Raw genomic sequence first — 20,935 nt, 5'->3', positions numbered from 1 at the left:
AATTGAAATTTAACTTTAAAGGAAATAGATCATGGCGATCAAAGTAGGTATCAACGGTTTTGGCCGCATCGGCCGCATGGTGTTCCGCGCCGCCGTTCAAAATTTTTCTGACATCGAAGTGGTCGGCATCAACGACTTGCTCGAGCCCGACTATTTGGCTTACATGCTCAAGTACGACAGCGTGCACGGTCGCTTCAAAGGTGACGTGTCTGTGGAAGGCAACAACCTGATCGTGAACGGACGCAAAATTCGTTTGACACAAGAGCGCGATCCTTCTGCACTCAAGTGGAACGAAGTTAGCGCCGACATCGTGATCGAAGCCACCGGTTTGTTCTTGGACAAAGCCTCCGCAGAAAAACACTTGGCCGCTGGCGCTAAGAAAGTGTTGATGTCTGCACCTTCCAAAGACGACACCCCCATGTTCGTGTTTGGCGTGAACGACAAGGCCTATGCAGGCCAAGCCATTGTGTCCAACGCTTCTTGCACAACCAACTGCTTGGCACCTGTGGCCAAAGTGTTGAACGACAAGTGGGGCATCAAGCGCGGTTTGATGACCACCGTGCATGCCGCCACAGCCACACAAAAAACAGTGGACGGCCCTAGCAACAAAGACTGGCGCGGCGGCCGCGGCATCTTGGAAAACATCATTCCTTCAAGCACTGGCGCTGCCAAAGCCGTGGGCGTGGTCATTCCCGAGTTGAACAAAAAACTCACCGGCATGTCTTTCCGTGTACCCACATCCGATGTGTCCGTGGTTGACTTGACCGTTGAGTTGAACAAAGACGCCACTTACGCTGAGATCTGCGCTGAGATGAAGGCCCAATCACAAGGCGCTTTGAAAGGTGTGCTCGGTTACACCGAAGACAAAGTGGTGGCCACCGACTTCCGCGGCGAGCCATGCACCAGTGTGTTTGATGCCGACGCAGGTTTGGCACTTGACAGCACCTTCGTGAAAATTGTCAGCTGGTATGACAACGAGTGGGGCTACTCCAACAAGTGCTTGGAAATGGTTCGCGTCATTTCTAAGTAATGCGCGCATGCATCACGCTACGGCGTCAATGCAAAAAAGCCCAACCATTTCTGGCTGGGCTTTTTTTTGCCTTGTTGAACGCTCGAAACTTTGAAGCTTCGAGGCTTTCAATTAAGACAGGTGTTTGCCAATCAAACCGGCCAACTCGAACATCGTGATTTGATCTTTGCCAAACACGGGTTTGAGTTTGGCATCGGCATTGATGGCGCGTTTGTTGGTAGGGTCTTGCAGGCCTTGCGCCTTGATGTAGTCCCACAACTTCTTCACCACTTCTGTGCGTGCCACTTTGTCGGTGCCAATGACGGCGGCCAAATCTGCGCTGGGCGTGAGGTTGCCCACTGCAGCTTTGCGCGGTGTTTTAGCGGCAGCCGTTTTCTTAGCAGCTGCTTTTTTGGCAGGCGCTTTGGTTTTCGCGGCGGCTTTGCCCGTGGTTTTTCCAGCAGCAGTTTTGGCGCCAGCTGCATACTTCGCAGGTGTCTTGCGCGGCGGGAACTTGCTGGTGCGGGGTTCAAATTCAAACACCACTTTGTCTTCTTCTGCATTCCAAGACAAGAAAGCTTTGAATGCGCGGCGTGTGCGATTGCTCACAAACTTTTCTAACAAGTCTGTTTTACCTGTGCTGAGCAGCTTGGCAATTTGATCGCGCTCCACCACTTGCTGCAACACAATTTTGCCGCTCTTGAAATTGCAAGTGGGTGTGGGTTGTCCTTCGGTGGGCACTGCTTTTTCACACACGTAATTGCTGCCATGTTCATGCACAGCACCGCCGCACTTCGGACATGCGCCCAAAGACTCGCTGCCCGTGAAGTCAACAATCTCGCCCGTCTCTTCGGCGTTTTTGTCGTTGCCAAAGTCAAACTCCAACTTCCAATTTTTTTCTTCTTCGTTGTACTTCAATGCAATTTCAGAAGTGAATGGCCAACCCGCTTTGGAGCGGAAACCTTCCAGAGGGCCAATCTTCTTGTCACGCAGGAATTGCTCCACCTCGGCTTGCTCAAAGGTGCGTCCCGCAGGTGTTTTGCCAAACGAAAAACCGCAACCCGCAGCGGCTGTGTCATCGGCCGCTGCATCTTTGCCAACGCACGCATAACGTCGATAGTTCTCTTTCACGATGCCACCACAGTTAGGGCAGGGTGTGCTCAAGGTGGCGTAGTCGCCGGGGATGGTGTCGCGATCGTACTCTTTGGCCTTCTTAACGATGTGCTCGGTCATGTCGGCAATTTGTTGCATGAAGTCTTCGCGACTCAGCTTGCCTTGCTCCATCTGGGAGAGCTTATATTCCCATTCACCGGTCAGTTCAGGCTTGGACAATTCCTCCACACCCAAGCCGCGCAGCAAGGTCATCAATTGGAAAGCTTTGGCGGTGGGAATCATTTCGCGGCCGTCGCGCAAAATGTATTTCTCATTGATCAGGCCCTCAATGATGGCCGCACGGGTGGCTGGCGTGCCCAAGCCTTTTTCTTGCATGGCTTCGCGCAATTCGTCGTCGTCCACCATCTTGCCGGCGCCTTCCATGGCACCCAGCAAGGTGGCCTCTGAATAACGTGCAGGCGGACGTGTTTTGAGCGGCTTGCTTTCCACCTCACTCACGCCCACTTTTTCACCAGGGGCGACGGCCACCAAGTTTTGACCTTTGTCGCCTTCTTTGGCGTCATCCACTTCATTGGCCGCTTCTTTGCCGTAAATGGCCAACCAGCCTGGTTTGACCAAGACTTTGCCTTCGGTTTTAAAGCTGTGACCTGCGGCGGTGCTGATGCGGGTGGTCACCATGTACTCGGCGCTGGGGAAAAACACCGCCATAAAACGACGTACCACCAAGTCGTACAGCTTTTGTTCTGCGTCAGACAAGCCAGAAGGGGCCTGCAAGGTGGGAATGATCGCAAAGTGATCGCTGACCTTGGCGTTGTCAAAAATTCGCTTAGAAGGCTTGATATAGCCGTTGTTCAGCGCGGTGAGGGCATGGGGCGCCAAATGCTTCATGCCGCTGTCGGCCAACATGTTGAAGGTGTCCTTGGCCACGGGCAAGTAATCTTCAGGCAGTGCGCGGGAATCGGTACGGGGGTAAGTGAGGGCTTTGTGGCGCTCATACAAAGACTGCGCCAGCGACAAAGTGGTTTTGGCAGAGAAGCCAAATTTGCCGTTGGCTTCGCGCTGCAAAGAGGTTAAGTCGAACAGCAGCGGGCTGGCTTGTGTGGTGGGCTTGGCTTCCTCTGTGACCGTGGCTTTGGCACCTTTAACGGCTTGCACAATGGCCTCAGCCTCGGCAGCGCTCCAGACACGGTCGGCTTTTTTCTCGGCGTCTTCCGCGTCTTTCTTCCAGGCCGTGTTGAACCACTTGCCTGGGTAGGTACCAGCTACCGCATCAAACTGTGCGTGCACTTCCCAATAGTCGCGGCTGATGAATTTTCGAATTTGCTCTTCGCGCTCGACCACCACGGCCAGCGTCGGCGTTTGCACCCGGCCCACGGTGGTTAAGAAGAAACCGCCATCGCGCGAGTTGAAGGCCGTCATGGCACGGGTGCCATTGATGCCCACCAACCAATCGGCTTCTGAACGACTGCGCGCTGCATCGGCCAGACCCTGCATCTGTTGGTTCGAGCGCAACTTGTCAAAACCATCGCGAATGGCTTGCGGCGTCATGCTCTGCAGCCACAAGCGCTGCACGGGCTTGCCCAAAGGAATGGTCTGCCCTGCTTTTTGCGTGCCCGCATATTGTTCAATGAGGCGGAAGATCAACTCACCTTCGCGGCCCGCGTCACAGGCGTTGACCAATGCGCCCACATCTTTGCGCTTAGCTTGTTTGACCACCGCATTAAGGCGGGTTTTGGTTTTGTCCACCGGTTTCAAATCGAAGTAGGGCGGAATGACGGGCAAATGGGCAAAGCTCCATTTGCCGCGTTTCACGTCAAATTTCTCGGGCGCCTGAATTTCGACCAAGTGGCCCACCGCGCTGGTCACCACATAGGTTTCACTCTCAAAGTGGTCCTCGTGTTTCTCAAATTTTCCGGCGATCGGCGTCAAAGCACGCACGATGTCTTGAGCCACTGAAGGCTTCTCTGCAATTACCAATGTTTTCATCTCATACAATCCGGTCTCGCGTGCGCGCATGCGCACGTGTACACACACGGGCACGCGCACACGCGCGCCCACATGTTTTCACCATAACAAATTTTTAACGCCGTGGTCAAAAAATCGAACCTGTCGACAAAATCGACTTTAAAGCCCGCTGCCAAGCCAAGCGCTTCTACCAAAGCGCCAACTGCTTCAGGTCGCCGCGTGCAAGTTCGCCGTTCTGGCGTCCACGGCAAAGGTGTGTTTGCCCTGCAAGACATCGCTGAAGGCGAAACGCTGTTTGAATACGTGGGTGAGGTGATCAGCTGGGACGAGGCGCAAGACCGCCACCCCCATGACCCCTCTGACCCCAATCACACCTTCTATTTCCACGTGAACGAAGACAAGGTGATTGATGCATTGTATGGCGGCAACTCCTCCCGATGGATCAACCACAGCTGCAATCCCAATTGCGAAGCCGATGAGGAAAACGATCGCATCTTCATCAAAGCCCTGCGCAACATCAAGGCGGGCGAAGAACTCAATTACGACTACGGCTTGATCATTGACGAGCCTTACACGCCCAAACTCAAGGCCGAATACCCTTGCTGGTGTGGCGCCCCCAATTGCCGCAAAACATTGCTGGCCCCCAAGCGCAGGCCCGCCACCCCCAAGATTCCCAGTCAAGTCAAAAAGATTGAGAAAAAGATCAAGAAGCTCAAAAAAGAATTGAAAGCCGTCAAGAAGAAAGCCTCGGCATCGGCCAACGCTTGATTCTTCACGTCATGCATTGAGTCCCCATGAGCACGCAGGCAGACCCGCTACGCTGGCCAGCCGAAGCCATCTGGGCATCGGTGGTGCCAGAGTGGCCAGGTTTCAGCATTGAAATCTTGCCCGAGATTGACTCCACCAACACCGAACTCATGCGGCGGGCCAGAAATGCTGTGCACGACCCGATTTTGTTGCTCGCCGAGCGGCAAACAGCGGGTCGTGGCCGTTTAGGACGTGCTTGGCACGGTGAGGTCGGTCACGCTTTGACGTTTTCATTGGGTTTGCCTTATCAACCCCAAAACTGGTCGGGACTGTCCTTGGCCGTTGGCCTGAGTCTGGCCGAATCGCTGGGGCCCGACATTCAACTGAAATGGCCCAACGATTTGTGGCGCCAACAAAGAAAAATGGGTGGCATCTTGATTGAAGCAGCCAGCCAAGGCGGGAAAAGTTATGCCGTCATTGGCATTGGCCTGAACATTCAACTGCCCCCCACCACGGACCTTAGAACGCCCGCAGCGGCCATTGCAGAATTTTGGCAGGGGGCAACGGCGCCCATGGTGCTAGAGCGCATCACCCAGCCTTTGCTCAAAGCCTTGAAAGAATTTGAAACGCAAGGCTTTGCGCCGCTCCAACAGCGATTCAATGCGCGTGATGCTTTGCGTGGTTTGAAAGTGCAGAGCAGCGATGCCCTAGAAGGCCTGTGTGAAGGTGTGGACAATCAAGGGGCTTTGCAAATTCTCACAAACGACGGCCGCCAAAGCATCAACAGTTCAGAAGTGAGTGTTCGCGCCCTATGAAACACATGAAACTTCGATGGCTGATTTTGATCTTGATGGTCTTGAACGCCCTGTTTTATAGTTGGCGACAAGGCATTTTTGAGTCGTGGGGCTTCGCACCCGACAGCGCACGCGAGCCCGAGCGGACATTGCAACAAATCCAACCCGACAACGTGGTCATTACAAGGAAAAACCCATGAGCTTGAAACTCTATTTCGCCCCCGGCGCCTGTTCATTTGTACCGCACTGCCTGCTGCAACTGTCTGGCGCAGCGTACGAGCCGCAAATGGTCAAACTGCACAAGGGAGAGCAAAACGGTGACGAATACAAAGCCATCAATCCACGCGGACAAGTGCCCGTCTTGGTCGATGACGGACAGGTTGTAACCCAAATTTTGGCCATCATTTTGTACATCGACCAAAAATTTCCTGACGCTCATTTTTTGCCCACTGAGGCATTGGCGCGCGCAAAAGCGATTGAAACTTTGGCATGGATGAACAACACCGTACACCCCACCTTCACGCATATTTTCATGCCGCAAAAATTTTGCGATCAAACAGAAGTGCAAGCGGCGCTCAAGGTCTTCAATACACAAACCTACAAAGCTTTGTTGGGTGAACTTGAAAATATCGTGCAGCGCAATTTGAAAACTTCAGAATGGCTCACAGGCGCGCATGTGGGTCCAGTCGATGTCTACGCATTGACATTGACGCGCTGGGGCTCGATTGCCGGAATCGATCCCAGCACCTATCCTGCTTTGTGGGCACACGTTCAAAAAGTTGCGGCGCAGCCCGCCGTGGCTGTGGTGATTGAGCGTGAGCGACTTCAGCTGAATTTGTTCAAGCCCGCCTAAATCAAATTCTGCGTGGCTCAGTATGAGTCCATGTGGCTCAGCGGGGCCATTGCACAGGCTTAAAGATCTGCAGACCCTGAGGCCATGTTGGTTTTGAATTTATTGCTGACCCGGGCAAAGCGAATGGTGAAGCACGCACCCGGTGGTGTTTGACCTGGATGCGCCACGTCCACTGACACCGTGGCGCCATGCCGCTGTGCAATCTCTCGCACAATGGGCAAGCCCAAACCAGAACCATCCACGTTGCTGCCCAATGCGCGGTAGAAGGGTTCAAAAATACGCTCACGCTCAGCGGGAGCAATTCCTGGCCCATTGTCTTCCACCTGAACAGCCAATGCCTGGCTATAAGGGTCAACCAACAAGCGCACAGTGATCACACCGATCCGCTCTTCGGTGCTGGGGGTGTAGTGAATGGCGTTGTCGACCAGATTGCGAATCATCTCTTTTAGCAAAGTGGGATTGCCCTGCACCTTCAAAAAGCGACGTTTGCTGTCGGTGTCCACACCGTCATAGCCCAAGTCCAAACCCTTGTCCATGGCGCGCGGCAACGAGTCATGCAAGACCTCGCTGACCAATGCCTCCATGTCACACGACTGCAGATCGATGGCACCACCGCCTTCAGCGCGGGCCAAGGACAACAACTGATTGACGGTGTGCGTGGCTTGCACACTGGCGCGGCCAATTTGTTTGAGCGAATGCTTCAGCTCTTCTTCGCTGGCATCTTTGCGCTGTGCCAAATCGGCTTGCATGCGCAAGCCTGCCAACGGTGTTTTGAGTTGATGCGCAGCATCTGCCAAAAATCTTTTTTGCGTAGCGATCGAGTCTTTCAAACGCCCTAGCAAATCGTTCACGGACGACACCAGCGGCGCAACTTCCAGTGGCACCGCTTTTTCATCCAGTGGGCTTAAGTCATCTGATTTTCTGGCGCGAATTCGCTCTTCAAGTTCTGACAAAGGTTTGATGCCTCGCACCAGTGCCAACCAAACCAACAAGACCGCCAAGGGCAAAATGGCAAACTGCGGCAGCATCACGCCTTTGATAATTTCAGTGGCCAGCACCGAGCGTTTCTCGCGTGTCTCGGCCACTTGGACCAGCACAGGGCCCATGCCCACTGGTGACTTGTCAGACGCCAGTTGGACCCAAGTGTAGGCGACACGCACTTCCAAGCTGCGCATTTCATCGTCACGAATTTTGACTTCGTAACTGCCCAGTTTCTCGTCTTCTTGGGGTTGTGGCAAATCGCGGTCACCACCCAAGATTTCACCCTTGGGACCAATCACTTGGTAGTACACCAGATCGGCGTCGTCGGCGCGCAAGAGTTCGCTGGCCGGTTGCGGCAAATTGAATTGCACGCGCTGCTGATCAGGACTGAGCTTGACCAACTGCGCCAAGGCTTGTGCGTTGTAAATCAGCGCACGGTCAAATGGTTTGTTGGCCAGGCCTTGGGCAACCAGCCACGTGAGTGCCAAACTGACAGGCCACAGCAACAGCAATGGCGTGAGCATCCAGTCCAAAATTTCGCCAAACAACGAGCGCTGCTCGCGGCGAAAAAAAGACAGCTGCCAATTTTTAGGATTCATTCAGCAAAAACTTCTGGCAGCGCGAATGCGGGATCAGCCCGGAATTTTCTCGAGGCAGTAACCCAAGCCGCGAACGGTTGCGATGCGGATCGGCCCTTTTTCAATCTTCTTGCGCAGGCGGTGGATGTACACCTCAATCGCGTTGTTGCTGACCTCTTCGCCCCACTCGCACAAGCGCTCAACCAACTGGTCTTTGCTGACCAATCGGCCTGCACGTTGAAGCAACACTTCCAGCAAGCCCAATTCGCGTGCAGACAATTCCACCATCTTGCCGTCAATGGTGGCGACGCGGCCTGATTGATCGTAAATGAGCGGGCCGTGTTTGATTTGCGATGTGGCGCCACCCATGCCGCGCCGTGTCAGCGCGCGAACACGCGCTTCAAGCTCTTGCAAGCTGAAGGGCTTGGCCATGTAGTCATCTGCGCCATAGTCCAGACCTTTCACGCGCTCTTCCACACTGTCAGCTGCCGTCAAAATCAAAACCGGCAAGGTGGAGCCGCGTGAGCGTAATTTTTTCAACACATCGAGGCCATGCATTTTGGGCAAGCCCAAATCAAGAATGAGCAGATCAAATTCGTTGTTGGTCATGAGCGCAGCGTCGGCTTCTGTGCCACTTGCCACATGATCCACGGCCGCACCTGCACTGCGCAAACTGCGCAGCAAACCATCGGCCAACACCTGATCATCTTCAGCTATCAAAATGCGCATGCTTGTCTCCCGCTTTGGCCTTGTTTGGCTTTGTGTTTTGCGCCCGGAGGCGGCTGTCTAAATTTTAGGCGACTATCAACGCTCTGTGACGAGAGTTTCACCATGGCCGACCCCTCGTTTGCCATTACATGCAATAGGCTTCAAGTCCCAAGGCCACTACGGTTGCAATTTCAAGGCCCACGGAAGCTTTGAATTCTTCTTCTGCTTGTGCCACCGCCACTTGAAAGGCGGCCAACCACGCCAAGCCGTCTTCGGTGAATTCGACCAGGCGCGCGCGCGCATCTCGACTGTCTTGTGTTCGTTTGACCAAACCCCATGCTTCACACTGGTCGACCAAATTGCCCATGGCTTGTTTGCTCATCCCTGCGGCCTGCGCCAAGTCCGTCAGCCTTGAACCCTGCAGCGACAAATGCCGTGTGATGTGAACGTGTGCCGCACTGATTTGATCTCTTGCAGCCAAATTCGAGAGCGCCAGCGGCACCTGCTCGTTGTGTGCCATCAGGCTTAAAACGCGCGCATCGAAACGCCTCATGGAATGGCCCAACAAACGACCCAAATGTGTTTCGCGCCATCGGTCATCGCGGACAGCAGATGACGGCGCTTGGCCCTGTGAATGGGTGATGAAACTGTCATTGACTGGCATTTGCAGATAGTAAAGCAAACTGACTAAAAAATCTATTTACTCATTGAGACAATGCCATTACAGTACTGTTCAAGCATCCAGTCTTTGATCAGCTTTCTGAATGCAAGTTTTTCAACCCGTTGATTTTTATGGAGATTTCTATGAGCGACCAAAACAGCGACAAAACCAAAGCCCTGCAAGCAGCCCTGGCCCAAATCGAAAAACAATTTGGCAAAGGCACCATCATGCGTCTGGGCGAGGGTGAAGTCATCGAAGACATCCAAGTCGTCTCAACGGGTTCTTTGGGGCTCGACATTGCCTTGGGCGTAGGCGGTTTGCCCCGCGGCCGCGTGGTTGAAATATACGGCCCAGAGTCTTCTGGCAAAACCACCCTCACCTTGCAAGTGATTGCCGAGATGCAAAAAATCGGCGGTCAGTGCGCCTTCGTCGACGCCGAACATGCTTTGGACATTCAGTACGCTCAAAAGCTTGGCGTCAACCTGCAAGACCTGCTCATTAGCCAGCCCGACACCGGCGAGCAAGCCCTTGAAATTGTCGACAGCCTGGTTCGCTCCGGCGCCGTCGACTTGGTCGTCATCGACTCCGTGGCCGCACTCACCCCCAAGGCCGAACTCGAAGGCGACATGGGCGACTCTTTGCCCGGCCTCCAAGCCCGCCTCATGAGCCAAGCCCTGCGCAAGCTCACCGCCACCATCAAGAAAACCAATTGCATGGTCATCTTCATCAACCAAATCCGCATGAAGATTGGCGTCATGTTCGGCTCGCCCGAAACCACCACCGGTGGCAACGCGCTCAAGTTCTACGCTTCTGTGCGCTTGGACATCCGCCGCACCGGCACCATCAAACGAGGTGACGACTCGATCGGCAACGAAACCAAAGTCAAGGTGGTTAAAAACAAAGTGGCTCCGCCCTTTAAAACCGCTGAGTTCGACATTCTGTTCGGTGAAGGCATCAGCCGCCAAGGCGAAATCATCGACATGGGTGTCGAGGCCAAAATCATCGACAAGTCAGGCGCTTGGTATGCCTACAACGGCGAAAAAATTGGCCAAGGCCGCGACAACGCCCGTGAGTTCCTGCGTGAAAACGCCGAACTGGCTGCCGAAATTGAAAACAAAGTGCGTGAATCTTTGGGCATCCCACTGCTGGCTGAAGCCGTCGCAGCCGCCTAATCTCACGCCTTTCTCCAGTTGCGTTCCTTGATCAATGGCTCAGCCCGGGTTTAAGTTGTCCCTCAAAGGACGTGCGCTGCGGCTTTTGTCGCAGCGCGAACACTCTCGAGCTGAGCTGGTTCGCAAACTGTCCCCCCACGAGGAGGTGCCGGGCGAGCTGGCACAAGCCCTCGACGAGCTCCAAGCCAAAGGTTTCATTGACGAAACCCGCGTCTTGGAGTCCGTTCTTAACCATCGCGCGCCAAAGCTGGGCAACGGCAGAATCAAACAAGAACTGCAAGCCAAAGGCTTGGCGCCTGCAGCAGTGGCTCAGGCCATGCTGGACTTAAAAGATTCTGAATTCGCACGCGCCCAAGGCGTCTGGCAAAAGAAATTTGGCGCGCCTGCGGCGGATGCCAACGAGCGCGCCAAGCATTACCGGTTTTTGCTCACGCGCGGGTTTTCGGCCGAGGTGGTCCGAAAAGTCGTCCAGCAATCGGGCGCGCCCGAAGAAGACTTCGACAGCTGAAGCTTGTTCTGCCAGGTCAAAGACCCAGCATCAACTTCAAGTTTTGAACCGCAGCGCCGCTGGCCCCTTTGCCCAAATTGTCCAATCGGGCAATCACCACAGCTTGGCGATGCGTCTCGTTGCCAAACACCCTGATTTCCAGTTTGTTGGAGTCGTTGTTGCCGGTGGCGCCCAATTTGCCACTTTCTTCAGCTGCCACCACACTGACCCAACCGCCAGCGTTTTGGCTACTGGCGTAGTGCGCGCGCAAAGCTTCATACAAATCGGACACTTTCGGTTTGCCAGGCAAGTCGTCCAGAAACAGCGGCAACTCCACCAACATGCCTTGCCGAAAATTGCCAACGGCTGGCAAAAAGATGGGGCGACGCGTCAGGCCGGTGTACTTCATGATCTCGGGCACGTGCTTGTGTTGCAGCCCCAAAGCGTAGGCTTCGTGCAAAGGCGCGCGGCCTGCTTCATAGTCTTCAATCATGGTGCGGCCACCACCGGAGTAACCACTTACTGAGGGCAAAGCAACCGGAAAATCTGGAGGCAAGATGCCAGCACTGATCAATGGTGCCAGGATGGCGATGGCGCCTGAGGCATAACAACCAGGGTTGCTGACGCGTTGCGCACTCACCACAGCTTCGCGTTGACCGGCACGCATTTCAGGAAAACCGAACACCCATTGGTCGTTCACGCGGTGGGCGGTGGATGCGTCAATGATGCGTGGTTTGTGGCTAGGCAAAGCATCGATCATGGCCACGGATTCTTTAGCGGCATCATCGTGGAGGCACAAAATAACCAGATCAACTTGGGCCATCAGCTCGCGCTTGGCCTCGGGGTCCTTGCGCTTTTCTGGGGCAATGCTGACCAATTCGACCTCGGGCATGGCCAGCAAACGCTCGCGAATCAAGAGCCCGGTGGTACCAGCTTCGCCATCGATGAATATTTTTTTGGCCATTCAGGGCTCTCCCAAGAAAAAATTTTGCCGCGTCATGTCAATGTAAGTGACTCGGCTCAAGATTGGTGCGTTGCAACATGATACAGTCGCCGGCTGAAGTGTCCAGTGCTTGCTTAGGGCAAACCACCCTGACTGGCTGGTGAGAATAACCACCCTCTGAGAGAAACCTCATGAAGATCCACGAGTACCAAGGCAAGGAAATCTTGCGTCAATTTGGTGTGCCAGTGCCCCGCGGCATTCCGGCCTTTACAGTCCAAGAAGCGGTGGAAGCCGCTCAAAAATTGGGCGGCCCAGTGTGGGTTGTCAAAGCACAAATTCACGCGGGCGGCCGCGGCAAAGGCGGCGGCGTGAAGCTGGCGCGCTCCATCGATGAGGTGAAAAAGCTCGCCGGTGAAATTTTGGGCATGCAGTTGGTCACACACCAAACGGGCCCAGAAGGTCAAAAAGTTCGTCGCCTCCTGATTGAAGACGGCGCTGACATCCAAAAAGAATATTACATCTCCGCTGTCACAGACCGCGCCTCACAACGTGTGGCCATGATCGTGTCCAGCGAAGGCGGTATGGACATTGAAGGTGTGGCACACGACACACCCGAGAAAATCATCACTGAAATCGTTGACCCCGCTTTGGGCCTCACCGATGCTCAAGCCAAAAAATTGTCTGACGCCATTGGCGTGCCTGCTGGCTCAACAGCCCAAGCCGCCGACGTGCTCCAGAAAGTTTACAAGTGCTACATGGAAACCGACGCGTCTTTGGTCGAGATCAATCCTTTGATCTTGGAAGGCAACGGCGGCATCCGCGCTTTGGACGCCAAGTTCAACTTCGATTCCAACGCTTTGTTCCGTCACCCCGAAATCGTGGCTTACCGCGATTTGGACGAAGAAGATCCAGCTGAAATCGAAGCTTCTAAATTCGACTTGGCCTACATCAGCTTGGACGGCAACATTGGTTGCTTGGTCAACGGTGCGGGCTTGGCCATGGCCACCATGGACACCATCAAGCTGTTTGGCGCAGAGCCCGCCAACTTCTTGGACGTGGGCGGCGGCGCTACCCCCGAGAAAGTCACTGAAGCTTTCAAGATCATGTTGAAGAACCCCAAAGTGAAAGCCATTTTGGTCAACATCTTCGGCGGCATCATGAAGTGCGACACCATCGCAACTGGCGTGATCACCGCTTGCAAGGCCACTAACTTGAACGTGCCTTTGGTCGTTCGCATGAAGGGCACCAACGAAGATCTGGGCAAGAAGATGCTGAAAGAAAGCGGTTTGCCCATCATTTCCGTGGACACCATGGCAGAAGCAGCACAAGCTGCCGTTAAAGCGGTGAAAGGTTAATTACATGTCTATCTTTATCAACAAAGACACCAAAGTCATTACCCAAGGTATTACCGGCAAGACCGGTCAGTTCCACACTGAAAAATGCCAAGAGTACGCAAACGGTAAAAACTGCTTCGTTGCAGGTGTAAACCCCAAAAAAGCGGGCGAGTCCATCTTCAACATCCCCATTTACGCCTCTGTCAAAGAAGCGGCATCCGACACAGGCGCTACTGTGTCTGTTATCTACGTGCCACCAGCAGGCGCCGCAGCAGCCATTTGGGAAGCCGTTGAAGCCGACCTCGACTTGGCCATCTGCATTACCGAAGGCATTCCTGTCCGTGACATGCTCGAAGTGCGCAATCGCATGCGCGCCAAAGAAGCAGCTGGTGGTAAAAAGACTTTGCTGTTGGGCCCCAACTGCCCAGGTTTGATCACCCCCGATGAAATCAAGATCGGCATCATGCCCGGTCACATTCACCGCAAGGGTCGCATTGGCGTGGTGTCTCGTTCAGGCACATTGACTTATGAAGCCGTGGCGCAATTGACCGAGATCGGTCTGGGCCAGTCTTCTGCGGTCGGTATTGGTGGTGACCCCATCAACGGCTTGAAGCACATCGACGTGATGCGCGCTTTCAACGACGATCCCGACACCGATGCCGTGATCATGATCGGTGAAATTGGTGGTCCCGACGAAGCTGAAGCCGCTCGCTGGTGCAAAGACAACATGAAAAAGCCAATCGTTGGCTTTATCGCTGGTGTCACAGCGCCCGCAGGCAAGCGCATGGGCCACGCCGGTGCCTTGATCTCTGGCGGCGCCGACACAGCCGATGCCAAATTGGCCATCATGGAAGAATGCGGCTTCAAAATTACCCGCAATCCTTCCGAAATGGGCCGTTTGCTGAAGGCCATGCTGTAATTGCTGTAAGCACTTATACGCATCCAGCGGCCCGGTCTGGCCGTTAAAATTCGAGTCCCGACAACAGAACTGGCCCTTAGGGGCCAGTTCTTATTCCTACTAAAAATGCAAAGGGACTGACATGGAAATGATACAAAACGCCGACTTCTGGATCGGCTTGATGAAGATCATTTGGATCAACATCATCTTGTCTGGCGATAACGCCGTGGTGATTGCCTTAGCGGCACGCTCACTGCCCGAACACCAACAACGTCAAGCCATTTTGTTTGGTTCAGGCGCGGCCGTGGTACTGCGCATTGCGCTGACCGTGGTGGCAGCGGCACTTCTTGAGCTGTCTTACCTGCAAATTATCGGCGGCCTTCTGCTTCTGTACATTGGCGCACAACTGCTGAGTGAAGATGGCGACGAAGACGAAGGCGAGGTGGAAAAAGCCAGCCTGTTTGCGGCCATTCGAACCATTCTGATTGCAGATATTGTGATGAGTTTGGACAACGTGATTGCAGTGGCCGCGGCCGCCAAAGGCAACATGACCCTCCTCATTTTGGGCCTGGCCATCAGCATTCCCATGGTGATTTTTGGCAGTGCCATCATGATCAAACTCATGACACGCTTCCCCATCATCGTCACGTTCGGTGCTTGTTTGATCGGCTGGGTAGGCGGCGAAACCATCGCCAGTGACGTGGCCCTGCGTGAATTTTCTGCGGAGAACCCTTGGTTGCACTACGCAGCCGCAACTGCAGGCGCATTGGCAGTTTTGGCCATCGGTAAATTCTTCCAAGCCAAACACGCAGCCAAGGAAACACCTGAGGCTAACGTTTGACATCAAGCAAGCATTTGTGACCAAGCCGGCCCTTTGTGGTCGGCTTTTTTACGGCCTAATGAAGTCCTTCGAGATAAAATTATTCTTTACTTAGGACCACCATGACAGCGCCTCGCTCCAATTACTTTCGCGGATTTACCTTGATCGAACTGATGGTGGTCATTGCCATCATCGGTGTCCTAGGCTCCTTGGCATTGCCAGCGTACCAAGACTATGCCGTGCGTGCCAAAGTTTCCGAAATGCTGTTGGCCGCCACACAATGCAAAACTGCCGTCTCCGAAGTGGTCAGCACCGCTTCGCAAGCCGATGTCAGCACGGCCTTGCCCGCGGCTTGTCAAACCCAAACGTCGCAATACGTGTCTGGCTTGTCTGTCGATGCCAATGGCATCATCACCGTCACCGGCAACCCCAGTACCTTGCGCGGCGCCACCAGCGCCACCACCAATGCCATCTCATTGACGCCCATTCAATCGGGCACCACAGCATTGGTGGGCACCACCGATGGCGGCAAACCCATCAGTGCCTGGGTCTGCGGTCCCGCCGCCACCAATCCCCTCGCAGCCAAATACTTGCCCAGCTCTTGCAAGGGTGCGTGAGGAAAAATAGCACGGCACTTTCAGACGTGCCTAAGCCCGACATTTCCACCGTTGAAGGTTTCAAGAAAACCATACTCAGCATCAACTCTGTGGCCTACCCTGGTGACGGTGCCAGCGGCATTTACTTTGTCAGTTTGCTCGATCGCATGGGCATCGGTGCCGAAATGAAACCCAAGTTGCGACCCATGCCGGGTGAGTACAACGTCGAAGTGGTGGCCACTGGCACTGTTGACATGGTGGTGGTCGTGGCATCACGCATTTATGGTGTGCCTGGCGTTGACATGTTGGGACTAATCCCCAAGGAACTTCAAACGTGGATTGGCTTTGCCACAGGCATCAACCCACAATCCAAACACGCTGAAGCTGCACGCGCACTGACCAAGTTTCTAAGCACACCACCCGCCGACGCGGTCCTCAAACCCATTGGCATTGAGCCCTTCGTCGAATAAGGCAAGCTAGGCCTTGATGGCAGGCGCCATCAGGCCACCCAATGCCCCGATTTGCCACCTTGCTTTTCTAGCAATTTCACATCGGTGATGGTCATGCCGCGGTCAGCGGCTTTGCACATGTCGTAAATGGTCAGCAAGGCCACTTGGACAGCCGTCAGGGCTTCCATTTCTACGCCTGTTTGACCCACAGTTTCGGCTGTGGCACGGCACACGATGGTGGGCGCCGGTGCCGAAGTCGGCACTTCAAACTCTACCGCCACGCGCGTCAAGGCCAATGGATGACAAAGCGGAATCAAATCCGACGTTCGCTTGGCACCTTGAATGCCCGCAATGCGCGCAATGCCCAACACATCGCCTTTCTTGGCTGTACCCGCCTGGATCAATGCCAATGTCGCGGGCAGCATTTGAATCGAGCCTGTTGCCACGGCCACTCGGTGAGTTGAAGCTTTGCCCCCCACATCCACCATGTGCGCTTGACCCTGCGCATCAAAGTGAGTCAGAGGAGAGGATGAGTTGGACGAAGATTGGGACATGTCTATTGAAAAAAACGGGGAAAACCATTTACAAACGCTTGACTTAGATCGAGCATGATACGGTGTTCGGATTCACCTTCAAAGTCGGTACCCTTAATTGAAGCTTGCGCCTGCCAAATCTAAACCGCTGATTGCCATCTTGGCATTGTCTCTGCTGCTGACCCCTGTGTGGTCGCAGTTGCCCACCAGCTCGTCCAATTTACCCGCCCTGGGCGATGGCGCGGACATGACACTTTCAGCAGAGCGCAAATTGGGCGATCGCATTGCGCGTGAGCTCTACCGCGATCCAGATTATTTGGAAGACCCCATTCTGGATGAGTATTTGCAAAACATTTGGCAACCTTTGGTCAAGGGTGCCCAAGCACGGGGCGACATGTCGCCCGAATTGCAAGAGCGCTTTGCATGGAAAATTTTGATTGGACGCGATCGCTCGGTCAACGCCTTTGCGCTACCAGGTGGTTATCTAGGCATTCATCTGGGGCTGATCAGCGTTGTCACCACTCGCGATGAGCTGGCCTCTGTCATGGCGCACGAGCTGAGTCACGTCACGCAGCGACACATTTCGCGCTCCATGGGAGATCAGGCACGCATGACACCTTGGCTCATCGGCGCCATGATTCTGGGCATGTTGGCTGCCAGCAAAAGTGCGCAAGGCGCGCAAGCCATGATCGTGGGTGGTCAAGCCATGGCTGCACAATCACAGCTCAACTTCTCGCGCGACATGGAGCGAGAAGCCGATCGGATTGGCTATGGCGTGATGTCAGAAGCTGGTTTTGATACGCAAGGATTTGTCAACATGTTTGGCAAATTGCAGCAAGCATCGAGCTTGAATGACAACGGCGCATTTCCGTATTTGCGCAGTCACCCACTCAGCAGTGAACGCATGGCCGACATGCAATCACGCCAACAACTTCAGACCCCGCGTGCCGCCAATCAAGAACAAGATCTGGTTCAAGCCATGATGTCTGCAAGGGCACGTGTGTTTTCTCAACCAGGCGTCGATGCCTTGCGCGCATGGGCCCAAGAAGCCAACGATGCCAGTGTGGCCAAACAGTCCACTGCCAAGCAGATGGGCATCTTGTATGGTGCTTGCTTGTCGTGGATGCAGCTGCGTGACCTTGCCCAAGCGCATGCCTTGTTGCCGCGACTCAAATTGGCAGCGGCCCAACATGCGCCTTCAGCGCGTTTGGTTCAGTTGCTTGAAGCCGAGTTGGCATTCAAAGAAGATGACATGCGAAGCGTGCTGACTTCATTGCGGCATGTGAGCGCGCAAGCCAACAGTTTGTGGCAACGACCCGAGCTGCTTTTCATCACGCAGGCCAGCGCGCGCTTGCAAGTGTCTTCGCCCACTGCAGAGACTTCGCAAATTTTGGCGCAAGGCATCTCAGCGCTCCAGCGTTGGGTGCTTCAACATGCACAAGATGCGCAAGCCTGGCAAGTGCTGGCAACCGCATTGGCTGCACAAGGCCGGCCTTTGGCTTCGTTAAGAGCAGAAGGTGAAACGCAATTGGCAAGGATGGATTTTGGCGCTGCTGTGGATCGTTTTAGAGCCGCACAAGATGCCTCCAGGCGAATGAATGCAGCACAAGCGGATCACATTGAGGCGTCCATTGTGGATGCGCGCTTGCGTTTTGCCCAAGGCCTTTTACGCGAGCAAATGCTAGAGCGACAAGACAGATGAGTTGGCACTGACACCTTAAGGCATGGGTGATGGTGGGCAGACCCACAAGGCATTGACATACTGGCATGTGAGTTTGCCAATGGCCAAGGGTTGGGGGTGACCGCTGAACATCCAACCCGCTGCTGATTTTGTGAGCGCATAACGGTCTCTGTAAATTTGAGGCGCATGGCCCACACGTTCGGGCAAAAAATAATCGACATCAAACACAATGTACTGGGGCAGCACTTGCCATTGGTGTATTTGTTTAACAGCCATGCCCAAATGGGGATCGATGCTGGCGGCACGGCTTGCGTTTCGCAACGCGATGTTCTGTGCGCTGGTGTTTTTTCGCCAAGCGGTTTTGGGTTGCACTGATTCGGCATGTGCTTCGTTGACCGTGGCGGCAATTCGCTCCATGGCACTGGCAATGATTTGCGTTTCCTCTGGCGTGAGAACTGCATGCAATTGCATGGCTCTTTTTTCGTGCAGAAATGTGGTTCCGAAGTCGATGGGTACACCATTGAAAACTTCGGTGGCTTGCGCAGCGGGCCAGTACAGGTTGAGTGACATGAGCAGCATTGCAAGATGGCCCATCAACGGTGCCACCTTTGCACGCAAGACATGCGCGGCATGCGAATTAGCAAGGTGCAAAAGCAGCGTCATGTCAGTTCATCTCGAAACAAACTTTTTCTTGAGAAACGGAATACGCTTTACCGCCTCCCAAGCTGACTCCCAAGCCATAGCTTGTTGCAATGACAGCGCACATCAGTCCATTACCACCTTGGGCCTCACAGCTGGTCAAGATGTCGGTGCGCAATAAATGGTCGGCCTCTGCTTTTTCAAAGCCGCACATGTTGTAACGGTTGTCGTGCGCCGCACAAGACGACTGAAGGTTGATGCCAAACATCACGTCGGGCACCACACGGTCAAACATGGCGGTGCCACAGCCTGAACCCAGTGCTTGGCCATCATCTCGTGCACCGTTGGTGGTGCCAGAGTCAAACTTTAAAAAATCAAAGAAGCCTTGTCCCCAAACTTGTTGGGTTTCGGCAATGCTGCAAACTTGCATGGTGTGTTCCTTATTGGCATGCGATTAAAAATAATCAATGACCAGGAAAGGGGTGGGCGCAGGAACACCGACCGGTTCAATCGCTGGGTTGAATGAAACTGTTTGTGAAAGTGTTTGTAAAAGTTGGAACTCGTTGGCTTCGGTTTCGCGGGCAAAGTGGGCTTGCAGATCGACGGCGGGTTCTGTGGCGATGCCAAAGTTCATCAAGCCCCAAAGAAGCCAGTGGGGTGACTCGATGGGTGACTCAATGGCTGCATCGAAGGCAATGCCACCGAGGGCAACAGGCCAAAAGTCCATTTGCATAACGCTTGAAGTGTGAGTTGTTTTGTACATGATGATTTCCAATATTGAGTACCAAAGCAGTACTCATGGATGCATCTTAGGGGCGTGGGGCTGGGTTGGTGCCTGCATTGACTTGCAAAACAAGCTCGCCGCCAAGTGCTTTCACAAAAAGCTATGATTCCGGTCCTTCTTCAAAGACCTCATGGCTGGCATTCACATCACGGACATCGAAGCGGCGATCAATTACTGGCGCCAAAAAAACCCCTCGCCAGACGGGGTGGCGCTGCCGCGCGAGTTGCGAGCGCTGGCGGAGGTGTATGCACTGATGGTCTATTACAAGGAAGATGAGGCCGACGAATACACCTTGCCTTTGGCCGCTGCAGAGGCTTGGCAAGCTTGGTACGCCAGCACACCCGACACGCCTTGCATCGCCATTTGCTCAACGTTTCAAGGCGACCCCGAATGCAAGGGTTGCGGCAGAAGTTTTGAAGAGGTGCAACTGTGGACGGAGATGAGTCCCGGTGAAAAGCGCTCAGTTTGGCGCCGCATCACCGTTGACGGGACTTCTTGGCGCTTCAACCGCTATGCCGAGCGCGCCGCAGAGGATCGTCACTTGGCGCGCGCAGCCGCAGAAGCTCAAGTCCCACTTGGCTTTCAAAGCTAAGCGGCATTCATTCCGCTGTTCAAAAAATTATTTCCAACGCACCACTTCAAGGTGCACGCTGTCTTGACTGTTGCTCAAGGTGAGCTCGCCCTCTTGCACCGTGGTTTGAATTTGCATGCTGCGTTCAGCCAATTTGGCCAAGGCCTGGCTGGCCTCGGTAGGTACGCGCCACACTTGCAATTTGTCCATGCGCGTGAGTTTGCTTTCAATGCCGCGCCACCACACCTCTGCCGCATGGTTGAAGCAATACACCATGACGGCATCTGATTTTTGGCAGGCCTTGTTCAAGGGCTTGTCTTCGGGTTGCCCCACTTCCACCCACAAACGCGTTTGACCCGTGAAATCGCGCAGTGACAAATCGGGATCATCGGGGTCCGACAAACCTGCGCCAAAGGCCAACACACCATCGCCATTCAAATCGGTTTGCAATTTGTAGGCATTGAGGGACAAAGCCAACAAGCGAATCATCATTCGCTCGTCGGTTTCGCTGGGATGACGCGCTAAGGTGAGGGCGTGATCGGCGTAGTAACTGTGGTCAATGTCTGCAATGGAAAGATTGACTTTGTAGATGGTGGATTTAAGCGCCATTCGTGACTCG

The 20,935-nt window shown here is 54.3% G+C and carries 24 protein-coding genes; 14 read left to right on the top strand and 10 right to left on the bottom strand.

Features of this window, described 5'->3' with window-relative positions; genetic code table 11:
- Window positions 1-31: 31 nt before the first annotated feature.
- Window positions 32-1,030, top strand: coding sequence for a type I glyceraldehyde-3-phosphate dehydrogenase (gene gap, locus B9Z46_RS11500; RefSeq protein WP_108256621.1), 999 nt, complete (start codon window positions 32-34; stop codon window positions 1,028-1,030).
- Between the two features lie 111 nt (window positions 1,031-1,141).
- Here gap and B9Z46_RS11495 read toward each other — a convergent pair whose 3' ends face one another.
- Window positions 1,142-4,108, bottom strand: coding sequence for a DNA topoisomerase III (locus B9Z46_RS11495; RefSeq protein ID WP_108256872.1), 2,967 nt, complete (start codon window positions 4,106-4,108; stop codon window positions 1,142-1,144).
- A 102-nt stretch (window positions 4,109-4,210) separates the two neighbouring features.
- On the opposite strand from B9Z46_RS11495, the gene B9Z46_RS11490 reads away from it, so the two are divergent.
- The 4 genes from B9Z46_RS11490 to B9Z46_RS11475 are packed head-to-tail and all read left to right on the top strand — an operon-like array spanning window position 4,211 to window position 6,481.
- Window positions 4,211-4,855 carry an SET domain-containing protein gene (locus B9Z46_RS11490; protein ID WP_369907444.1) on the top strand — a complete coding sequence of 215 codons (645 nt, stop codon included), beginning with the start codon at window positions 4,211-4,213 and terminating at the stop codon, window positions 4,853-4,855.
- A gap of 26 nt (window positions 4,856-4,881) precedes the next feature.
- Window positions 4,882-5,649, top strand: a complete 768-nt coding sequence (locus tag B9Z46_RS11485) for a biotin--[acetyl-CoA-carboxylase] ligase (RefSeq protein WP_108256619.1) — start codon at window positions 4,882-4,884, stop codon at window positions 5,647-5,649.
- A gap of 5 nt (window positions 5,650-5,654) precedes the next feature.
- Window positions 5,655-5,828, top strand: a complete 174-nt coding sequence (locus tag B9Z46_RS15140; RefSeq protein WP_158268432.1) for a hypothetical protein — start codon at window positions 5,655-5,657, stop codon at window positions 5,826-5,828.
- The gene (locus B9Z46_RS11475; protein ID WP_108256615.1) at window positions 5,825-6,481 is read left to right on the top strand and encodes a glutathione S-transferase family protein; all 657 of its coding nucleotides are present in this window, start codon (window positions 5,825-5,827) and stop codon (window positions 6,479-6,481) included. The genes B9Z46_RS15140 and B9Z46_RS11475 overlap by 4 nt, the downstream gene beginning before the upstream one ends.
- Window positions 6,482-6,540: 59 nt before the next feature.
- On the opposite strand, the gene B9Z46_RS11470 is transcribed toward B9Z46_RS11475, so the two are convergent.
- The 3 genes from B9Z46_RS11470 to B9Z46_RS11460 form a co-directional block, all read right to left on the bottom strand.
- Window positions 6,541-8,061, bottom strand: a complete 1,521-nt coding sequence (locus B9Z46_RS11470; protein ID WP_233245994.1) for a sensor histidine kinase N-terminal domain-containing protein — start codon at window positions 8,059-8,061, stop codon at window positions 6,541-6,543.
- A 33-nt stretch (window positions 8,062-8,094) separates the two neighbouring features.
- Window positions 8,095-8,769 carry a response regulator transcription factor gene (locus B9Z46_RS11465; protein WP_108256613.1) on the bottom strand — a complete coding sequence of 225 codons (675 nt, stop codon included), beginning with the start codon at window positions 8,767-8,769 and terminating at the stop codon, window positions 8,095-8,097.
- Between the two features lie 124 nt (window positions 8,770-8,893).
- On the bottom strand, window positions 8,894-9,412 hold the full coding sequence (locus B9Z46_RS11460) for a MarR family winged helix-turn-helix transcriptional regulator (RefSeq protein ID WP_055359407.1): 519 nt from the start codon (window positions 9,410-9,412) through the stop codon (window positions 8,894-8,896).
- Window positions 9,413-9,552: 140 nt separating this feature from the next.
- Here B9Z46_RS11460 and recA point away from each other — a divergent pair, with 140 nt between their 5' ends.
- A complete protein-coding gene (gene recA, locus B9Z46_RS11455; protein WP_108256611.1) occupies window positions 9,553-10,581 on the top strand; it encodes a recombinase RecA in 1,029 nt (342 codons plus the stop codon).
- Between the two features lie 34 nt (window positions 10,582-10,615).
- A complete protein-coding gene (gene recX, locus B9Z46_RS11450; protein WP_108256608.1) occupies window positions 10,616-11,089 on the top strand; it encodes a recombination regulator RecX in 474 nt (157 codons plus the stop codon).
- A gap of 16 nt (window positions 11,090-11,105) precedes the next feature.
- Here the strand turns inward: recX and argC are convergent, their stop codons facing one another.
- The gene (gene argC, locus B9Z46_RS11445; protein WP_055359410.1) at window positions 11,106-12,032 is read right to left on the bottom strand and encodes an N-acetyl-gamma-glutamyl-phosphate reductase; all 927 of its coding nucleotides are present in this window, start codon (window positions 12,030-12,032) and stop codon (window positions 11,106-11,108) included.
- 170 nt (window positions 12,033-12,202) lie between these two features.
- Here argC and sucC point away from each other — a divergent pair, with 170 nt between their 5' ends.
- From sucC to B9Z46_RS15135, 5 genes are all read left to right on the top strand, one after another.
- On the top strand, window positions 12,203-13,366 hold the full coding sequence (sucC, locus tag B9Z46_RS11440; RefSeq protein ID WP_055359411.1) for an ADP-forming succinate--CoA ligase subunit beta: 1,164 nt from the start codon (window positions 12,203-12,205) through the stop codon (window positions 13,364-13,366).
- A gap of 4 nt (window positions 13,367-13,370) precedes the next feature.
- A complete protein-coding gene (gene sucD / locus B9Z46_RS11435) occupies window positions 13,371-14,264 on the top strand; it encodes a succinate--CoA ligase subunit alpha (RefSeq protein ID WP_055359412.1) in 894 nt (297 codons plus the stop codon).
- Between the two features lie 121 nt (window positions 14,265-14,385).
- Window positions 14,386-15,084 (top strand): TerC family protein, encoded by a 699-nt coding sequence (locus B9Z46_RS11430; RefSeq protein WP_108256606.1) that lies wholly within the window; start codon window positions 14,386-14,388, stop codon window positions 15,082-15,084.
- Between the two features lie 101 nt (window positions 15,085-15,185).
- Window positions 15,186-15,680 (top strand): pilin, encoded by a 495-nt coding sequence (locus B9Z46_RS11425; protein ID WP_055359414.1) that lies wholly within the window; start codon window positions 15,186-15,188, stop codon window positions 15,678-15,680.
- Window positions 15,677-16,129, top strand: coding sequence for a substrate-binding domain-containing protein (locus B9Z46_RS15135; RefSeq protein ID WP_158268431.1), 453 nt, complete (start codon window positions 15,677-15,679; stop codon window positions 16,127-16,129). The genes B9Z46_RS11425 and B9Z46_RS15135 overlap by 4 nt, the downstream gene beginning before the upstream one ends.
- A gap of 29 nt (window positions 16,130-16,158) precedes the next feature.
- Here B9Z46_RS15135 and moaC read toward each other — a convergent pair whose 3' ends face one another.
- Window positions 16,159-16,662 carry a cyclic pyranopterin monophosphate synthase MoaC gene (gene moaC, locus B9Z46_RS11415; RefSeq protein ID WP_108256602.1) on the bottom strand — a complete coding sequence of 168 codons (504 nt, stop codon included), beginning with the start codon at window positions 16,660-16,662 and terminating at the stop codon, window positions 16,159-16,161.
- Window positions 16,663-16,759: 97 nt separating this feature from the next.
- Here moaC and B9Z46_RS11410 point away from each other — a divergent pair, with 97 nt between their 5' ends.
- Window positions 16,760-18,343: a M48 family metalloprotease gene (locus B9Z46_RS11410; protein ID WP_369907443.1), complete on the top strand. Its 1,584-nt coding sequence runs from the start codon at window positions 16,760-16,762 to the stop codon at window positions 18,341-18,343.
- Window positions 18,344-18,358: 15 nt separating this feature from the next.
- Here B9Z46_RS11410 and B9Z46_RS11405 read toward each other — a convergent pair whose 3' ends face one another.
- The 3 genes from B9Z46_RS11405 to B9Z46_RS11395 are packed head-to-tail and all read right to left on the bottom strand — an operon-like array spanning window position 18,359 to window position 19,724.
- Window positions 18,359-18,985 (bottom strand): hypothetical protein, encoded by a 627-nt coding sequence (locus tag B9Z46_RS11405; protein WP_108256600.1) that lies wholly within the window; start codon window positions 18,983-18,985, stop codon window positions 18,359-18,361.
- A gap of 1 nt (window position 18,986) precedes the next feature.
- On the bottom strand, window positions 18,987-19,391 hold the full coding sequence (locus B9Z46_RS11400; protein WP_108256598.1) for a hypothetical protein: 405 nt from the start codon (window positions 19,389-19,391) through the stop codon (window positions 18,987-18,989).
- A gap of 24 nt (window positions 19,392-19,415) precedes the next feature.
- Window positions 19,416-19,724: a hypothetical protein gene (locus B9Z46_RS11395; protein ID WP_146179264.1), complete on the bottom strand. Its 309-nt coding sequence runs from the start codon at window positions 19,722-19,724 to the stop codon at window positions 19,416-19,418.
- A 151-nt stretch (window positions 19,725-19,875) separates the two neighbouring features.
- Between B9Z46_RS11395 and B9Z46_RS11390 the strand changes: the two genes are divergently transcribed.
- On the top strand, window positions 19,876-20,337 hold the full coding sequence (locus tag B9Z46_RS11390) for a DUF3717 domain-containing protein (protein ID WP_055359420.1): 462 nt from the start codon (window positions 19,876-19,878) through the stop codon (window positions 20,335-20,337).
- A 27-nt stretch (window positions 20,338-20,364) separates the two neighbouring features.
- On the opposite strand, the gene B9Z46_RS11385 is transcribed toward B9Z46_RS11390, so the two are convergent.
- Window positions 20,365-20,925, bottom strand: a complete 561-nt coding sequence (locus tag B9Z46_RS11385; protein ID WP_108256594.1) for a YaeQ family protein — start codon at window positions 20,923-20,925, stop codon at window positions 20,365-20,367.
- Window positions 20,926-20,935 lie beyond the last annotated feature (10 nt).

It is taken from the genome of Limnohabitans sp. Hippo4 (assembly GCF_003063605.1).
Lineage (GTDB): Bacteria > Pseudomonadota > Gammaproteobacteria > Burkholderiales > Burkholderiaceae_C > Limnohabitans_A.
Note: the sequence above shows the minus strand (reverse complement) of the source record. Positions and strands in the feature narration are given on the sequence as shown.

Bases quoted from the DNA above. Each gene is read 5' to 3' on its own strand.
- B9Z46_RS11495 (WP_108256872.1), bottom strand. From the start codon at position 4,108: ATGAAAACATTGGTAATTGCAGAGAAGCCTTCAGTGGCTCAAGACATC.
- sucD (WP_055359412.1), top strand. From the start codon at position 13,371: ATGTCTATCTTTATCAACAAAGACACCAAAGTCATTACCCAAGGTATT.
- B9Z46_RS11390 (WP_055359420.1), top strand. From the start codon at position 19,876: ATGGCTGGCATTCACATCACGGACATCGAAGCGGCGATCAATTACTGG.
- B9Z46_RS15140 (WP_158268432.1), top strand. From the start codon at position 5,655: ATGAAACTTCGATGGCTGATTTTGATCTTGATGGTCTTGAACGCCCTG.
- B9Z46_RS11475 (WP_108256615.1), top strand. From the start codon at position 5,825: ATGAGCTTGAAACTCTATTTCGCCCCCGGCGCCTGTTCATTTGTACCG.
- B9Z46_RS11395 (WP_146179264.1), bottom strand. From the start codon at position 19,724: ATGTACAAAACAACTCACACTTCAAGCGTTATGCAAATGGACTTTTGG.
- B9Z46_RS11385 (WP_108256594.1), bottom strand. From the start codon at position 20,925: ATGGCGCTTAAATCCACCATCTACAAAGTCAATCTTTCCATTGCAGAC.
- gap (WP_108256621.1), top strand. From the start codon at position 32: ATGGCGATCAAAGTAGGTATCAACGGTTTTGGCCGCATCGGCCGCATG.
- B9Z46_RS11425 (WP_055359414.1), top strand. From the start codon at position 15,186: ATGACAGCGCCTCGCTCCAATTACTTTCGCGGATTTACCTTGATCGAA.
- argC (WP_055359410.1), bottom strand. From the start codon at position 12,032: ATGGCCAAAAAAATATTCATCGATGGCGAAGCTGGTACCACCGGGCTC.
- moaC (WP_108256602.1), bottom strand. From the start codon at position 16,662: ATGTCCCAATCTTCGTCCAACTCATCCTCTCCTCTGACTCACTTTGAT.
- B9Z46_RS11460 (WP_055359407.1), bottom strand. From the start codon at position 9,412: ATGCCAGTCAATGACAGTTTCATCACCCATTCACAGGGCCAAGCGCCG.
- B9Z46_RS11430 (WP_108256606.1), top strand. From the start codon at position 14,386: ATGGAAATGATACAAAACGCCGACTTCTGGATCGGCTTGATGAAGATC.
- recX (WP_108256608.1), top strand. From the start codon at position 10,616: ATGGCTCAGCCCGGGTTTAAGTTGTCCCTCAAAGGACGTGCGCTGCGG.
- B9Z46_RS11485 (WP_108256619.1), top strand. From the start codon at position 4,882: ATGAGCACGCAGGCAGACCCGCTACGCTGGCCAGCCGAAGCCATCTGG.
- B9Z46_RS11465 (WP_108256613.1), bottom strand. From the start codon at position 8,769: ATGCGCATTTTGATAGCTGAAGATGATCAGGTGTTGGCCGATGGTTTG.
- B9Z46_RS11400 (WP_108256598.1), bottom strand. From the start codon at position 19,391: ATGCAAGTTTGCAGCATTGCCGAAACCCAACAAGTTTGGGGACAAGGC.
- B9Z46_RS11405 (WP_108256600.1), bottom strand. From the start codon at position 18,985: ATGACGCTGCTTTTGCACCTTGCTAATTCGCATGCCGCGCATGTCTTG.
- B9Z46_RS11470 (WP_233245994.1), bottom strand. From the start codon at position 8,061: ATGAATCCTAAAAATTGGCAGCTGTCTTTTTTTCGCCGCGAGCAGCGC.
- sucC (WP_055359411.1), top strand. From the start codon at position 12,203: ATGAAGATCCACGAGTACCAAGGCAAGGAAATCTTGCGTCAATTTGGT.
- recA (WP_108256611.1), top strand. From the start codon at position 9,553: ATGAGCGACCAAAACAGCGACAAAACCAAAGCCCTGCAAGCAGCCCTG.